The 15,425-nt window shown below is 63.5% G+C and carries 11 protein-coding genes; all 11 read right to left on the reverse strand.

The window, feature by feature from the left end:
* Positions 1–2 precede the first annotated feature (2 nt).
* The 11 genes from FHS09_RS19400 to FHS09_RS19450 all read right to left on the reverse strand — a co-directional run bounded on the left by FHS09_RS19400 (position 3) and on the right by FHS09_RS19450 (position 15,421).
* Positions 3–1,406 (reverse strand): hypothetical protein, encoded by a 1,404-nt coding sequence (locus tag FHS09_RS19400; protein WP_183463013.1) that lies wholly within the window; start codon positions 1,404–1,406, stop codon positions 3–5.
* Between the two features lie 161 nt (positions 1,407–1,567).
* On the reverse strand, positions 1,568–2,959 hold the full coding sequence (locus FHS09_RS19405) for a coiled-coil domain-containing protein (protein WP_183463014.1): 1,392 nt from the start codon (positions 2,957–2,959) through the stop codon (positions 1,568–1,570).
* Positions 2,960–2,985: 26 nt separating this feature from the next.
* Positions 2,986–5,013: an ATP-binding protein gene (locus tag FHS09_RS19410; RefSeq protein ID WP_183463015.1), complete on the reverse strand. Its 2,028-nt coding sequence runs from the start codon at positions 5,011–5,013 to the stop codon at positions 2,986–2,988.
* Positions 5,006–6,700, reverse strand: a complete 1,695-nt coding sequence (locus tag FHS09_RS19415; RefSeq protein ID WP_183463016.1) for a hypothetical protein — start codon at positions 6,698–6,700, stop codon at positions 5,006–5,008. Before FHS09_RS19415 ends, FHS09_RS19410 begins: the two co-directional genes overlap by 8 nt.
* Positions 6,701–6,704: 4 nt before the next feature.
* The gene (locus tag FHS09_RS23300; protein ID WP_183463017.1) at positions 6,705–8,906 is read right to left on the reverse strand and encodes a phage tail protein I; all 2,202 of its coding nucleotides are present in this window, start codon (positions 8,904–8,906) and stop codon (positions 6,705–6,707) included.
* A gap of 1 nt (position 8,907) precedes the next feature.
* The gene (locus FHS09_RS19425; RefSeq protein ID WP_183463019.1) at positions 8,908–11,103 is read right to left on the reverse strand and encodes a putative baseplate assembly protein; all 2,196 of its coding nucleotides are present in this window, start codon (positions 11,101–11,103) and stop codon (positions 8,908–8,910) included.
* A gap of 318 nt (positions 11,104–11,421) precedes the next feature.
* Positions 11,422–11,838 carry a GPW/gp25 family protein gene (locus FHS09_RS19430; RefSeq protein ID WP_183463021.1) on the reverse strand — a complete coding sequence of 139 codons (417 nt, stop codon included), beginning with the start codon at positions 11,836–11,838 and terminating at the stop codon, positions 11,422–11,424.
* Positions 11,835–13,505, reverse strand: coding sequence for a hypothetical protein (locus FHS09_RS19435; protein ID WP_183463023.1), 1,671 nt, complete (start codon positions 13,503–13,505; stop codon positions 11,835–11,837). Before FHS09_RS19435 ends, FHS09_RS19430 begins: the two co-directional genes overlap by 4 nt.
* Positions 13,502–14,170: a phage baseplate assembly protein V gene (locus FHS09_RS19440; RefSeq protein ID WP_183463025.1), complete on the reverse strand. Its 669-nt coding sequence runs from the start codon at positions 14,168–14,170 to the stop codon at positions 13,502–13,504. The genes FHS09_RS19435 and FHS09_RS19440 overlap by 4 nt, the downstream gene beginning before the upstream one ends.
* Positions 14,167–15,252 (reverse strand): phage late control D family protein, encoded by a 1,086-nt coding sequence (locus FHS09_RS19445; RefSeq protein WP_183463026.1) that lies wholly within the window; start codon positions 15,250–15,252, stop codon positions 14,167–14,169. Before FHS09_RS19445 ends, FHS09_RS19440 begins: the two co-directional genes overlap by 4 nt.
* Positions 15,245–15,421, reverse strand: coding sequence for a hypothetical protein (locus FHS09_RS19450; protein ID WP_183463028.1), 177 nt, complete (start codon positions 15,419–15,421; stop codon positions 15,245–15,247). Before FHS09_RS19450 ends, FHS09_RS19445 begins: the two co-directional genes overlap by 8 nt.
* Positions 15,422–15,425: the final 4 nt, after the last annotated feature.

Raw genomic sequence — 15,425 nt, forward strand, 5'->3', positions numbered from 1 at the left:
AGTTAGCTCCTGATTCTCACCATGGAAACAAAATCGTTTCCGTTCATTTTGTCCGCTGCCGCGCCGCCCACGGCACCCGCCAGGGGAATACGGTTGCGGCCCATCATCGGCTGGGGCCCGGTGCCGCGGACGATCAGCCGCACCAGGTTGCCGCCGGGGGCGTCGCGCAATTCGATTTCAATCCGCCCATCGGATTCTTCGTATGTGACTTTTTTGATTTCCGCGGTGATCCAGCCGTCGCGGTTGTCGAAGGCGGAGACGCTCAGCGCACGGCTGTCCACGCTGGCCTTCATCAGCGGGCCGCCCTGCACGGTAAAGCGGATAAATTCGCCGTCCACTTCCACCGAGTCCGGCTCCACCCGCGGCCCGCCGGCATCGGCCACTGCCGGCCCCGGTTCGGCGGGCGCTACCGCTGCCATGGCTCCCGTTGTGGCGGGGCCGCAGAGCAGTTCCTGGATGGTAGTGGTAGGAATATGTACGGGGCGGATACCGTTGTCCACGCGGTTCGGAGTCACGGTTTCCGGGTCCAACTCCCAGCCGTCCCCCGCCGGCAGCAGGGTGATATCCGAGAGATTTGCCAGGGGAATGGGATTCGGGTCAGCGGCGGGGAACAGGGACAGGCGCTCGCCCTCGTCCACCAGAGCTGGCGACTGTTCCATTTCGTCCAGCGCGGCGAAATGGCGCAGCCACTGCAAACGGGCGGCGGGGCGCTGCTCCGGGGGCAATGCGTCGATTTCCGCACGCGCGTCGAGCACTTCCTGGTCGCTGTCGATCACCGCATCCTCCTCATCGACCAGTGCCTCCTCCAGGCCGAACAGTAGGCGCAGTCGATGAAAGGGCAATTGGCCGGGCTTGGAGCGCCATTCGGGCGCGGGGCCCGGCAGCAGATGCAGCTCCACGGTTTCCGCCACCCGCGAGTAGGCAGTGGTCGAGCTGCTGCCGTCGCAGGGTTCGGTCATCGCCGGCACCTGGCGCTCCAGGCAGGCCCTGAACTGGATCACCACATGGGCGGAGAAAGTTACCGCGCCGGTGTCCTCGTCCACCTCGACGATTTCCACCAGTTCCGGATCATCCTTGTGCTCCTGGTACCAGGAGCCGAGGCTGAGGCAGGCGGCGCGGTGCAGCAATAGTTCGCGCCCCAGTTCGTCCAGCGCCGCTCCCGGTTCCACCCGCACTTCGCTACGCTCGCCGTCCAGCGCCACACCCAGCCCCCAGATGGTGCCCTGGCGGTGCAGCCAACTGCTGTGAAACCACATTTTGCCGCGGTGGTAGGCGTCCAGGGTACGGAAGTCCTCCACCCCCAGCAGCATGCCGAAGTGCACGTACAGGGAGCGGAATGGATCTATCGGCAGCATTTCCCCCAGGGCAGTGGTTTTGCCGTTTTCACTCAACGCTGTATTGGACACTGTGATTCTCCTGTATTTTCGGTTGGGTTCCGAAAATCCATTGATTAAACATTTCCCCTTCATCACTCCGGCGACTCGCCAGAGCGGCGAAGCTCACATCGGAGTCCATGACCACCCGGCGGCTATGGATTCCGGCCTGCACCGGAATGACGACATTTATTCTAAAAATCCCCTCGCATGGCACTGCTTGCTATGGAGCTGCCGGTACGCGCCAGGTAGTCGCTCTCCGCCTGGGTCAGCGCGGTGGAAAATTCCAGGTAGCCCGCCAGCCGACGGTTGTCGTCGTCCTGTGCCAGTGCATCGATCAGGGCGCTTTCTGTATCGGTGAGGGCAATTATCAGGGGGCCAGCGTCGCTGCTACTCAGATCGGTGAGTAGTTCCAGTGCGCGATCGAAGGCCCGCAGGTTGTTCCAGATGGCGGACGGTACCGCGGCCTCCCAGATATCCATGGCAGTGGCCAGCTCCTCCGTGTGCGCCGTCTCCGCGGCTTCGAGATCCTCCTCCAGGGATTCCAGTTCGGACCTGCGCGCCTGCACATCCGCGTCGTCTTCCGGGTCGGCGTCGATATCGCTGATCAGTGCGTTGACGGTGGCCAGTTCCAACTCCACTTCCTTGGCTTCCACCGCCGCACGGGCATCGTGCAGCGCTTCCTCGGTGGTAATGGCGGGATCACCCGCGGCGAGCGCGGCATCGTCGATACTCTGCGCCGCCGCGTCGGTGAGTTCCTCGCTGTTCACCACCGACTGCAGCAATTCGATGGCCCGTTGATAATCGTCCAGGCTGTTCAGGGCATAGCTTTTCAAGTCGGCTTCCGCCGCTTTGAATTCCATCTGCCGCTGTACCACCAGCCCGCTGCTTCCACCCGCTGCGGCACCCTGTGCCAGGGCGCTGGCAGCTACGGCGTCGCGCAGGTCGTTGTGGGCGGTCTGGCGCGCGACGGCCTGGGCGGCCCGGTCGCGGGCGCGATCGCGCAGTATTTCCGGAATATCCTCCTCAACCCTCGCCCTCGCGGCGGCGAGAATTTCCGCCGGGTTGATTTCGTCACCGGGGTCCGGGGTAAAGGTGTCGGCGAGCAGCGCCGCCGCATCGTCACGCACTGCGGCTATCTCGCTCTCCAGCCCCGCGTCGGTCCAGGCATCGTGACGATCCTCCATCGCCTGCGCGCTGGCAAGCTCGGATTCCGCCTGCTTCAGGGCACTGTCCAGTTCCGTCAGCCGCGTGCGATGCAGTTCTGCGGCCACTTTTGCACTGTTCCGGTCCTCGCCGGTTATCGACAGCGCTGCGGTCAGATGGCTGCGCTCTATCAGCAGGCTGCGCAGCTCCTCACTCAATTCGGTGATATCCGCCGGCATATGGCTGCTGCCGGAAAGCTGTTTGCGCAACCCTGCGATATCGCGCTCCAACGCGGCCGACTGGTTCACCAGATCCTGGTATTCCTCACTGGCGATTTCGAACGCCTCGTTGGCGGTGGCGAAAGCGGCCTGGGCCTCGGCCTTGAGCGCCTGATACCTGTCACGCTTTTCGGTGGCGTAAGTTGTAAATGCGGCGGTCATTTTCAATCTCCTTGATTTTTATGGCATCAGCGCCTGGATATTTCCCGATAGGCCTTGCCGGATTTTTCGTACTCGCGCCGGATGGCATCAAAAAAATTCTGTCGGGTGATCGGACTCTCTTCCCGTGCGGCGAAAAAGGCGGCGGAGACTGCGGCGTTGCGGATATGGCCGCCGACGATGGGAAACTGCGAGGCCAATTCGGAAAAATTCACGTCCTCCGCCAACGGCGCCCCTTCGGGAATATGGCACTGCCACAAGCGCAGGCGCTCTCGGTAACCGGGTTCCTCGAATTCGATAATAAATTCCAGCCTGCGGCTGAAAGCGGTATCTATGTTCTGCCGGTAGTTGGTGGCCAGTATCGCCAGGCCGTCGTAGCACTCCAGGCGCGACAGCAGGTAGGCGGTCTCCAGGTTGGCGTAGCGGTCGTGAGCGTCGGAAACTTCGGTGCGCTTGCCAAACAGAACGTCCGCCTCATCGAAAAACAGCACTGCGCGAGAGTTTTCCGCAGTGGCAAAAACCTGGGCGAGATTTTTTTCCGTCTCGCCGATCCACTTGGAAACCACCCGGGACAGATCCACCTGCAGCAGATCCACTCCCATGGCCCCGGCCATCACTTCGGCGGACAGTGTCTTGCCGGTACCCGGCGGGCCGGAAAACAACATGCGCACACCGCGGGCGCCGCGGCGGCCGCGCAGGAACTGCCAATCGTCCAGTACCCGGGACTGAAGGAACAGGCGGCTGGCGGCGTCCTGTAGCTGGCGGAGCTGCTCTTCGGGCAGCACCAGTTGCGACCAGTCCGCGTCGGCGTGAATCAACTGGATGCCCGCGGCAAGGGAACCGGCGGAGCGGGCGCGCACCGCCGCCGCCAACTCTGCCATAGCAGATTCCGCGCGCAGCTTGCCGCCGCTGCGCAGATCGGCACACACCAGCTTCGCCTGCGCCGGCTCGAAGGGGTAGCGCGCGGCCAGATGCTCTGCCTGCTCCGCCATTTCCGGCAGCAGCTGCCGCCACATGGCGCGCAGGCTGGATACCCCCGGGGTTTTTATTGCCAGGCACTGTAACGGGCGCCGCCCCATCATCGCAGTGGTATTGCTGTCGCCGTCAGCGCAGACAATCAGCGGCGCCGGGTAGTCGCAGAAATCCAGTGCGGGGATATCCCCACTGCCAGCGGGTAGCACCAGCAATGGCACCAGGCCGCGCATCAGGCAATGCGCCTGCAACAGCCGCAGGTTCTCCCCCTGCAACTCTGCATCGACGCGCACGGCACAACAACGCAACCCCAGATGTTCGCAGAGTACCGCGGCGCGGTTGACGGCGGACTCGACCACCTCGCCGCTCACCAGCAGGGTGATTGGCCGGCCCCCGCGCAGTTGCTGCCCGGCGCGGCGCACCTCCGCTTCCGCCAGCCAGGCGGCGAGGCCCGCGCCGACCGACTCGGGGAAAAAAATCGACAGTTTTTCCGGCCACACCTCGATGCCCAGCAGGTGCGGCCAGATTCCCTCCTGCAGGCCCAGGCTGCGGGTAAAGAAAGGTTGCCCGGCATCGCCGGTAAACAACGGGAAGCGATTGCCCGCGGTGGATTCAATCAATTCCCACAGCCGTGCGCGCTGTTGGCCCTGCGGGCACAGCAGTTGTGCCACCAGGCCCAGGGTCGGCCGCGGCAGGCCACCGGGGTGCAGGCTGCGAAAAATATCCGCATAGCCCTCGTGCTCCTCCGCCAGCCCCGCCACCAGCAGCATTTCCACCTGCAGTAATTCCAGGTGCAGGCGCTGCACCAGCAGGTTCAATGGACTCTGCGGATCGGTGGCGATGCGCTCGCGGCAGTCGCCCTGCCAGTCGCTCAGTGGAGTATCGCCGCAGGCTTCACGATAGCGGTATTCGAGAAAATTCAGGGATACGGAAACGGGGGAAACGTCATCGGCAAAACGCCGGCGCAATAACCGGGCGAAGCGGCCCGCCATAATCGCCAGTTCCCGTTTCAGCATGGGAAGTTTTTCCGGGGTTCCAGTATCCGGCTGGGTACTGGATGACGAATTGGCAAGTGGATTATTCATAGCGTATTTTCACCACTTTGCCGAGCCAGCGGACATAACCCGGGTCCAGGTCCAGCCCCGCGCGCCGCACTTCGGTATCCAGCCCCTGCAGCGGGAAAACCACTTCCGCCCAGGTGGGGTCCAGTTGCAACCTGGCTCCCCGCTGGCAGAGCCAGCGCCACCGTCCACCCGGGGATAGTTCCGGTTGCGGCAGCGACGCTTCCAGGGCGGAGAACAGTCGCTGTACCTGGATATCCAGAACTTCGAGTTCGCCATCTTCAGGGTCTTCGAAATCCGGGGTTTCCTCTTCTACGGAGAGATTGCACAGCAGGCGCAGCGACGGGTCCTCGCCGGGAAAGTCTTCACAATCCGCATATTCAAAGGCGCGGCGGAAAAAGTGGAAGAAAACCCAGGCCAGGGAGCGCCGGGAAAACTCGTCGCTGCCAGCCAGCGCAAAGGCAATGCCCTCCTCCGTCGGGATTCTGTCGAGCAGCGGCAGCAGGTAGAAGAGACCGGCCCATTCGCTGTGGAGTGTCGCCGGTTCAAGCCGGGGATCGACGATGGCCTCTTCTGCTACGTCGATCTCCCGCAGCGCGGTTATTTCACTACCCTCCTCTTCCGGTGCAATGATTTTTCGGTGCTCAGTGGCGCTTCGCTCCCGGGCCGCTTTATCAGAATGGAAATCCCCGATTTCGCCGAGGCCACTGTGTAAATTGACGGCATTGGAGAAAGTACTTTCCTGTTGTTCCGCGGAGGGAATGTTTTTCCCGCGCACTTCCTCCAGATATTCATCGTGCGTTTTTTGCAAGCGCGGCGCACGCCGAACCTCGCCGATGCCCTCTGCAGTCAGCCGTCGCCACTGCACCTCCGCCGCTGCCAGCTGTGCGGCGATGGCTCCGGGGGTGCGGGAAAACAAGGCGGGCTCCAGCTCAATCAGGCCCAACAGCAGCCATTGGCGCCGGGGTATAGCGCTGTGATGGGGCAATGCGCGGGGGCTCTCCGACAGGTGGCGGGCAATAACGGAATTGCGGAGGGCAACCGGTGCTGGAATCTCCCCGTCAACAATACCCCTTTCCGTCGCGGGAACTTCAGGCGCTTCGCTGTTCAGCCAGCGCGGCTCCACGCCGGCGACGGTAAAAATTCCCTGCAACAGCGCGCGGCAGTCCGCCTGCGGCAGTTCGCGCAGCAGCGGAAACAGCCTGCCGGCCTCCGCAAGGCGTACAAACAGCGGCAGCAGCAGCGCCGGCTCCCGGCACAGGGCGTTTGCCAACTGCCGCCGCGCCTCCGCCGGCGCGGGATTGTCCGGCAGGCTGCACCAACCCAACTGGTTCCAGGCCCAGGCCCGACCGGTGCGGCCGGCGCTCACCTCCAGGGCGAAGTCGAGCAGGCCGTGCAGACGGGACGGATAGCGGACGATATTGCCGGCGTCGCCGTTGCGGCCGGCCAGCGCCGCACCTATCGCCTCGGCGATGTGCCGGCTCCAGAGTTCGGCGTTGCGCTGTCGGGATTGATCCGGGTCAAAAGCCAGGGGCACCTGCACCAGGCGCAGGCAGATCTCTTCCCGGCTGTCGATGCCAAGCTGCGCCAGGGCGACGTCCAGACCTTCGTCAAAAGCCTGCGCCACGGTGTCGTCCAGCTCCCGCTGCAAATCCCGTTGATCCGGTTGCAGGTGGTAGCGGCGCGACAACTGTTTGATGGTGGTTTCCATGATTTCAGCCCACCTGCGAATCGCGGCCCAGGCGACTGCCGCCGACACTGGTGCCCGGCCCGGCACGCCCGAAGGTGTCGTTGCGCCCCAGCAAAGAGGCGCCCAGCTGCAACTGGCCGAAGCCCGACGCGCTGCCGACAATGGAAGTCAGCCCCGCATAGAGACCGCGGCCCACGCGCATACCACTTTCCAGGGTGCAGATATCGTAGAGGGTGTGCGCCGGGCGGTGGGTTTCCAGCAGATGGCGCACCACGTCCATTTTTTCCCCCTCCAGGGGGACGGCGACAATCAGGCTGAAGCGGTGGGCGTGCAGCTCTATGGCGTCCTCTATCGACACTTCGTTGACGGATTCCAGCTCGTCGACACCCAGCTTTCCGCCAATACGGAAGCCGGCGCCCACCACCGAGTTGGAGGCGAGTGCATCGCGGTCGAGCAGCACCCCACCGAGGCCGCGCATCTTGAAGTGTTCAATAATGGTGACGCCGGTGCCCAGGTAGATTTCCACAAAGCGCCGCAGGCCCATCACCGTGCCGCGATAGCGGAACAGCCAGGTGCAGTTGGCCACCAGCTCCCGCTTGGCCGCCTCGGGCCAGCGGTGGTCCAGCACCAGTCCCATAAAACTCGCCAGCCAGGGCAGCAATTCCGATGGGGTGGCGTGGGGGTCCAGCAGCAGTTGGCGGTAGCTGGCCTTCAGGTCCAAGTCCCGCAGCAATCCCTCGGGCATCGCCAGGTAGCGGCGCAGGAAATCCGCCTCCGCCCATTCCCGCGAGTACACCTGCGGCAGGCGGCGCAGCAGGTCGTGGCTGGGGTACTCGGCGCGCAGGCGCCTGATTCTGGGGGTTTTGCGCGCGCTGCCGCTGAGTTCCAGTTGCACCCATAAATAGCGCCCGGGCGGGGCGATAATCGGGGCCTCGTAGGTCTGGAAGGAATCCTCGTCGTCACAGCCGGCCCAGGGCAGTTCGTTGCCGGCGGGGCGGCGGTAGAAATTCTGCACACCCGGTAAATTGTCCAGCAACAGCTCCGGTGGCATGGGGGGCGACAGGTCCGGGCGCGGGATGGTCATGCCGATCACATTGTCCGGCGGGGTGCGCTCCAGGGGTTCGACGGTTTCCGGGATTTCGTCCAGCACCAGGCAGCGGGCGGTGACGCGGGTGCCGCGGGGCAGGCAGGCGTCGATAAACAGCCGCCCCCACTGGGTCTGGAAATCGCCGCTGTCCAGTTGGAAGCTGGTGACCAGCCCGCGGTTTTCGTAGCGCACCCGCGCCAGGGTGGCGCGCCGCAATCCGCTTGGGGACCAGTAAGCCACATCGCCTTCCGGAGTCACCACCAGGCCGCGGCCATCGTAGTGGCGCGCCTTCAAGTGGGGCATTTCCGACTGGGCGCCGGCCTCGATATTGAAGCGTAAAAAATCCTCGCCGGGACGGCGGGCCACCACCAGGATATCGCCGCTGCCGAGAGGGGTTGCCAGGCGGACCAGAGCCGAGGCCCAGGGCACGTCGAAGGCATCCGCGGGGGCGGCCAGCGGCACGATTCGCGCATCTTCACTGCCGCCCCGATCCAGCAGGTAGATCTCCTCGCCGACGGCCAGAGCGGTGGGGTCCGTTACCGAGGGCGGCAACTCGATGGCACGGGGCTGGCCGCGCGCGTCCAGCACCGCCAGGGCGGCGCCCTCCCCGCCTCTCAGCAATACCCATACCCGCTCGCCGTCTCCGGCGAGCGCCACCGGCGCCCGGGTTAAATTCACCCGGTGCAGCAGTTTGTTCTCTACCAGGTCGAACACTGTCAGACGGCGGGCGCTGCGCTCGGCGATAAACAGGCGGCCACGACGGTCCACCGCCAGATCCACAGGTTCGCCAAGCGGGCCGATTTCCCCTTCCACCGGGGCGAAGTCTCCGAGGGATTCCGGCAAGTCTTCGAACAACGGCCGTGGCTGCGCAGCTGTACCCTCTGCGGCCCAGAGGATTTTTTCCACCTGCCCAAGTTCCGGGCGCGCCCGATAGAGGCGGCACCAGGGGTCGAAGACCATGCCCGCCGGTTCCGCGACAATTGTCTCTTCGGAATCCAGGTCGAAACGATCCTCCGGCAGCCAGGCCAGCTGCACAACGCCGAACTCATCCCCGCTGGCCTCCAGCGCCGTATTCTCGTGCGCCGCCCGCCGCCACTGGTCGAGGCTGTGTAGAGTGGAGAAAGGCGAGAGCGCAGCCACGTCAGCACTCCTCCAGCAGTACAGGTACAGGCACCGGCGGCGGACCGGCTTGGGGCGGTTCTATGGCGCTACCCGGGTCCACGGTAATGGGCCCGGATTCCACGGTGATGCCGATCAATTCCGGCACTTCGCTTTTTGCCAGTACCACGGTGTTGCGCAACAGGTTGCCGGCGGCATCCCAGCCTACCAGTTGCAGGTCTTCGAGGTATTCCACCCCCTCCACCTGGTGCGCCGCGGCTTCCAGTTCCGGGCCGTGCACCCGGCGGCCCAGGGGCCAGCCCTGACCGCTGGGGCCGTAGGGCGGCAGGGGCGCGAGGAACTGGCGAATCACCAGCTCCACCCAGTGGCGCACGGCGTCCACGCCGTAGCCGGGTTTGACCACCACGCCCACCGCCACCGCGACCGGACGATAGCTGGGGGGCAGCACATAGAGCTCGGTGGTCACCAGGCGCCGGGCGTCGAGGAATCGGCACACACTGCGCAGCTGGTTTTTGTCCGGCATGGGGGCGTTGGGATTGTCGGCATCGCTGCCGGGCCAGACCACCACGCTCACCACCCCCGCGGACTCCCGGTCCGGCAGACTGGGGTGGTAGCGGGGCAGGCACTCCGCCCGCGCGATGTTGGCGCCGGGCGCCGCCAGCGCCAGCTCGCGGAAATCTCCCGCGGTCACCGCGCGGTCCCGGCGGCGCAGTTCGCCGGGAATCCGGTCCAGGGCCTGGGCCACGGTTTCCGCCTCGGCGCCGCCATAGGCGGGCAGCGGGTTGGAGACTTTTACCGGGCGACTGGGGCTCAGCTTGGCGATCGCATCGGCGGCCACATTGCCCGCGCTACCTCCGCCATAGCGATAGCCGGTCACGCGGATGCGCTGGCCGATCTGCGGGGCGAAACCCTGCAGGCCGTTGCCAAATTTCACCGTGCCCGCCGCGGCGTCCACCACGAAGTGGCGGTCGCCCTCGCCGCTGGCGAAGAAATTGTCCACCGCCCGCCAGGCGCGCCAGCCGCTGGCCTCCTCCACTTCCAGCACAACACTGCCAGGCACCACCTGGGAATTGACCAGGTTGTAGGTCTGGTTGGCCTGGCCGTTACCGGTGCCGAGGAATTCCGCCCGCGCGCTCAGGGTCTGTTCCACCTGCGCCGCGTTGGCGCCCAGGTAGATGAGCGAACCGAAGCGGCTGCCGTCGTGGCGGAAGGCGCGCAGCCAACACACCACCCGCTCGCCGTACTCGTCGTCCAGTGGCGGCGGCAGGTCACCGGTCCCCACCGCGTCGGGATCGTCCACGGCAAAAATACCGATCTCATCGAAATCGCCGGGCAGCCGCAGCCGGACCACCCCCTCCTGGGTGAGGCCGAGGGTGGTATCGCCCTCCACCCGCAATGCGCGGTATCTGGCCTCGTTGTCTTCGGACAGGCCGGACCATATCTGCCATTCCACTGCCGGGCCGTCGCTACTGGCATCGGCGCCGGGGCAGCGGAAACGCTGGGCGAATTCCGGGCTGTGAATATCCTGCTCGCGGTCGATGCGGATATCCGGCACGAATCCCAGGTTCAGCAGCAGCGGCGCATCCGGGTGTTCGGCCAGGGCACTGCGCACGCTGTCCACAGCTTCCGCCTTTTCCACCAATACCGGCACCCACAGCATGCCGTCCACCGCGTCGTCGAAATTGACCGCGACTCCGGCTTCCTCCTCCCAGAGAATTTTTGTGCGGTAGGGGGCAGTGCTGTCCGCGGATTCCAGGCCGCGAGTGCGGTAGGCCTGTTCGAAAAACTGCTCCTCCTCCGAACCCGCTTCCGGCAGCTCCTCGGCGATTTTTCCCACCGCGAAGGCCGTTACCGGCAGCACCCGCACTTCATTCAGGGTCTCGAATTTGATGTCCCCCGCTCTGGCCACGGAGCCCTTTTCGATCCTGACTCCCGCGCTCTCCTTGGTGATAAAGGACAACATGGCCCGGGCGGAACTGGCGGGGCGCAGGGGAATCTGCAGCAGGCGCAGGAATTCCAGCTTGGTGGCTTCGGGAATCTGGTTGAAGCGGTAGAGCAGGTTTTCGCCGAGAAACGAAAACAGCTCCAGCAGGGTGATGCCCGGATCGCTGGCGTTGTGGTCCGTCCACTCCGGCGCGTACACGGGAATACGGGCGACCAGCTCGTTGCGGAGCTGTTCGTAACTGCGGTCGTCCAGTACCGGGCGGTTTAAGCGCATTCGTTATTTTCTCCAGTTTCCACTGAGACCCCATCTTTGGGTGGTCTTTGATGGGCACGCTGCGCTTTGCCCATCCTACGATCAGCCATCGCCCTGTAGGAGCCTGCTTGCAGGGCAAAACTGCGCGAATAGCGAGCACTGCTCGCTGCGCAGTTTTGCGACCGGCCATGGAAGGCCGGGCCGGCCATAGCTCCACGGATGGTTGCTTGGATATGTACTGGCCAAACGCTCCGGTCATTCGCCTGCAAGCAGGCTCCTACAAAATTGCCGTAGGATGGCCACAGGGGCGCAGCGAGGTGCCCATCATTTTTCTTCTGGTCAAGCACTGGCTTTTCCTTGCAGGTAAAAGGGAAAAACCAGATTGTCCGCACTGCCATCCCGGGTGTGGATATAGTGGATTCGTATCAGCACCATGGACGGATCGCCGCCGGGCTCCACATCCACCTGTTGCAATTTGATTCTCGGCTCCCACAGGGAGAGCGCGCGCATCACATCGTTCTGGATCAATGCGCGGGTGGCCGAATTGTTGGGCTTCATCAGGTAGCGGCGCAGGCCGCAGCCGAACTGCGGGCGCATAATGCGCTCGCCGGGTTCGGTCTCCAGGATCAGCCAGATGGACTGGCGGACCTTGTCCGGGCCGCTGGCCAGCACGAGGCCGCGGTCGGCGGTGGACGGCAGTACAGGAAAATTCCAGCCGCTGCCGAGAAACTGTTTCAGTCCAATCGCTTTAGTCATGGCATGGCCACCTTGTCGAAATAGACCAGGCCGTCCTCCGGCAACGGCAACTGCCCTGTGGGCGACTCGGGGTTGGGGTCCTCGGAAAAATCCCGGCTCATGGAGATATACAAGTCCGCCAGTTCGTTAAGAGTGATGCTGTTTTTCAGTTTGTTTTCCAGCTTTCCGGCGAAGGCGTTGGGTGGGCCTTCGCTACCGCCGGCGGAACTCAACTCCTCGCCCAAGCCCTTGGCCAGGGCGGTTTGCAATTCCGCTTTGCTATTAAAGCCGCCGCCTATCTCCGCGAGCACACCGGCATCCAGATCGATCGCCGCCTCAATGTCCGGGCCGTGCACCTCCAGGTCCGCGGCGATGCCCACATCCAGGTCGATGGACGGGGGGATACACAGCTTGAGTTTGAGCAAAAACCAGAGCTGGAACAGGAACATGATGATGGGCAGAAACAGGCGGAACAGAAACAGCGCGACGATAAAGAACAGCAATATGGCGAAGAAACAGATCTGCTGCCCCGGGCGTGTGAGCATGTTTTCGTTGACGCTGGGCATGTCCATGCCGTCCGTGCCGAAATTCAACGATGAATTCGTCGGCGCGATGGTCTTGACCCCGGCGCCCCGCCCCGGCGGGCCAAGATTGGCCTGGTCTTTCAGTGCCAACAGGTCGGGCATCTTGATATTGATCGGCTTGTGGCTTGTACCGTCGATGTCGAAAAACGCGGCCAGCCGGTAATTCTGCGTGGCCTGGCTCCAGACGATTTCCCCGTGGCAACAGTTGCGCCCACGCTCCTCGCAGCAGTCCTTTTTACGGCGCACGAAGCACTGGATCTCATAAAGATCGCTCTCGTCGAACTGTGGATTGCCCAGGCTGTCGATATCGCTGCCGGCGGTGGGCACCAGGCCGAACCAGAGGGTCTTGCCCTGGGCGGAGTGGGTATCGTCCTGTGGGTCTGGTTGCAGCGGATACAGCGGATAAGCTTTTTCGGTAATTGTTTGCGGTTTGCTTTCCACCGGCTGCCAGTTGCCGATGGCTTCGTCATTCTCACTGGGAACCCAGCCCTGTCGCTGGGCGGTGATATGGTGGGCGATGATAAACGTCTGCAGGTCGTCGATACTTTCCTGCAGTTCTCCCTTGAGGGACGCCACTCGCTTGTTCCCGATCTCCGCAAACGCCTGGGAAAATACCGCAGATTTTTTCCCGTGCTTGCCTTCGAGTTTTACCAGCCGCTGCTTGACCCGCCGAAGGCGGTGCTGTTTGGCGAGGAGTTCCGGCTGCAGAGCCTTTCCCACCATCGGCACCTTGCGCCGCACCACAAAGCCGGTTTCGCATACCTGTTCCCGTCGCGCACTGGGAAAGCCCGGCGCGACGCAATGTAATTCGCACACCACCAGGTAGAAACGGTTGTGTGCGTGCTGGAAGAGCTTCAGGCTGTCATCCAGCTGTTCGCGCAGTTCCGGGGTAATGATCTTGTTGGGATCGACACACAGGCGGTCGACAAAATCCTCACAGGCAAAACGCAGTGAGTGCTGTGGTTCACGGGTGAATTTATCCATGAAACCCGCGTCGCCGTACTTCTGCAATATTGGCGCAGTGCTGCGATTGGCCGGCGGACCGCCGACGGATTCGCTGCGATACCAGGGGCCCACCAGTACCCAGGGATGTCTGCCCTTCATAGCAAATTCCCCACGCCGGGCGTATAGGTTGGAGAGGTGACCACGGCCTTGGCGGTCAGGGTGGTGCAATTGATAATGCCGTCGAAATTGGCCACCGGCGCCTTGACGTTGAGCATCGGCGCCTGGATGTCCACGCTCAGGTTGCCTTTGATCTCCACCACGCCGGCGGCGGTAAAGGTGATCACGTGGCCACTGGAATGACTCAGGGTGACGGTTCTGGCGCTGTCGTCGAGCACCAGCTTGTGCCCGCTTTCCATCTGCAGGGTGATCTTTGCCGCGCCCTCGGTATCGTCGAATTCCAGCACGCTGTTGGAGCGGGTTTTCCACACGCGGATATTATTGGCCTCCTCCGCCGCCTGGGGCAGCGCTTCGCGGCCATTCCAGCAGGCGCCGACAATATAGGGGCGGCGCAGGTTGCCCGCCTCGAAGGCCACCACCACCTGGGTGTCCTTTTCCGGCAGGGTCTGGATGCCCTGTTCGTTGTCTGCATAGGGAGACAACAGGGTTGCCCAGGCGCGCACATCCCGGTCACCATCGCTGCCCAGCCAGGGGAATTTCACCTCGATGCGGCCCAAACCGTCCGGGTCGACAATATCGGTGACGATGGCCGGGTAGACACCGTAGTAGGCTTGCTCGCCGCCATCCCGGGTGAAATCGTTGATCATGCGTAATTCCCCACTGCCGCTCTCTCTGCCCTGAACTGCGTACGGTGGCCGCTGCTCAGGTCGTAAGTGTGCGCCACCTGGGTGACGTAGTAGCCATCGCCGCTGAATACCGGACCCATGCGTTCGAGGGTCAATTGACCGCCCACAATCAAATCCGGGTGACCGCTGGTGACGCCGCTGACCTGCACGAAACCCCGCGCCCGGCGCAGTATTTCCGCGCGCACCCAATCCGCCGCCTCGGCGGATTCCAGCGGCACTTCCCGCACCCGGTGGGACACCCGCTCACCGAAGGCGCTGTTCAGGATCTCCACCCCGCTGCGGCCGCTGGTAATCTCGCCGCGTACCGCATCCTCGCCCGCCTCTTCGTCAATCACTTCGCGGTTGTTGGCGTCGTAGCCGCTGATGCGCACACTGGTGCGCTGGTGGGCGAGATCGGCACAGGCAGTGGCCGCGATAATGTCGTTGCCGCGCACCAGGGTCATGGCCAGGCCGTCGCGCCTGTCCCGGGTCTTGAAAAACAGGCTGCTGCCGTCGGTCCACACGTCTGCCTGCAACAGGCGCGCACGCTCGCGCAGGAAAGCCAAGTCACTCATATTGAGCTGCTGGATTCGATCGTAAGTCGGACCGGGAGCGTCCACTTCCGGAGTCAGCCCGTGTTCTTCGGCAATGGCACTGGCGATATCCTCGTCATTCATCTCTTCGTAGGTTTTCATTCGCCGGGTCATACGCAGGTCCATTAGTTTGTCCTCAGCGTAGAGGCAGATTTCCGGCTCTTCCCCTTCTTCATAATTGAGTTCCAGGGCACTGATAAATCCTTCGAAAATCGTGCGCTGCCCCTCCAATGGACCTATAGCCACTTTGATTTCCTTGCCAAAGTCGAGAATGCGACCATCCATATACAGTAGTTTCTGCTGTTGCTCTCCGGACTGCGGGCCCACCGCCACGAAGCGTCCGCGCAGGGTTTTCAGGCCATCGACCGACTCCTCACAATGCAGGTGCAACAGGTCCCGTGTAAGCTCACCCACGTCTTCGCCGTCGACGGTAAAAACCGGGCGGGAGGCGATAAACGTTGCACTAGTCATCGAAAGCCCCTGCACTCAGACGCCGCTCCTGACGTTCCATGCGCTTGAGTACCGATTGCAGCTGCTCGGCCTCGCGCCACCGCTTGTCTCCGCTCTCGTCACCACCGCTGGTCGGGCTCCCGCCCTGCGGCACTATTTCCGTTACCACGTGTTCGATATAGGTCGGCACAGTA

This window comes from Microbulbifer rhizosphaerae (assembly GCF_014191725.1).
Classification (GTDB): Bacteria; Pseudomonadota; Gammaproteobacteria; order Pseudomonadales; family Cellvibrionaceae; genus Microbulbifer; species Microbulbifer rhizosphaerae.